This window comes from Mesorhizobium sp. M1E.F.Ca.ET.063.01.1.1 (assembly GCF_003998155.1).
GTDB lineage: Bacteria > Pseudomonadota > Alphaproteobacteria > Rhizobiales > Rhizobiaceae > Mesorhizobium.
In genome coordinates, this window is record NZ_RZSC01001435.1 from 1 (window position 1) to 651 (window position 651).

Here is a 651-nt window from a genome sequence, read left to right on the forward strand (position 1 = left end):
AAGCACACATCACCAAGCGCTCTGTCAGCTCATGTGCTCTATTGCGATCCACCTGAAAATGGGGAGCGCCGATCCACGTGACGGAATTGGGGGTCCCGGTCGCGGTTCGAGCTCAGGCTCGAGGGCTTGGCGCCCTGCTATGCCGCGACACCACCGAGAAACCCACCAATTCAGTCGTGTAACAGGTCCTTCAAACAAATTTACAGAACCTTTGCGACTGCAGGTCGCTGACGCTGGTACTTAGTACGTGTCCGGGGTCGCACGGCTACAAAGCTGAAGCCTGTTTACGCTGAGACCGCCGCACAGCACGCAATGGAGGTCATCGCCAATGGAACAGAGAGCGCTCATCCTGATTGAAGGCCATCCAAGGGATACAGGCCTGCGGTACGTCCAAGCGGCTCAGCGTCTTGGTCTTCGTCCAATTACCCTGTCGGCCGACCCAACTCAATACGATTATCTTGCGGCCGAAAAGCTTGAGGCAATCCAAGTCGATTCAGGCAATCTTGATGCGCTGATCCGCGAATGTTCCCGGTTAAGCGTGAGGTATGACATTGCTGGCATTACGGGCTTTGCGGGCAGTGACGAGTCAGTCTCTGCGACAGTTGGCAAGCTCTGCCAGCATTTCGATCTGCCGGGGCCGGACCCCATATC

The 651-nt window shown here is 56.5% G+C and carries 1 pseudogene; it reads left to right on the top strand.

Annotation, left to right across the window (positions count from 1 at the left end):
- Positions 1 to 328 precede the first annotated feature (328 nt).
- Positions 329 to 651 (top strand): annotated as a pseudogene (locus EOA29_RS39060) (hypothetical protein); the annotation flags it as partial.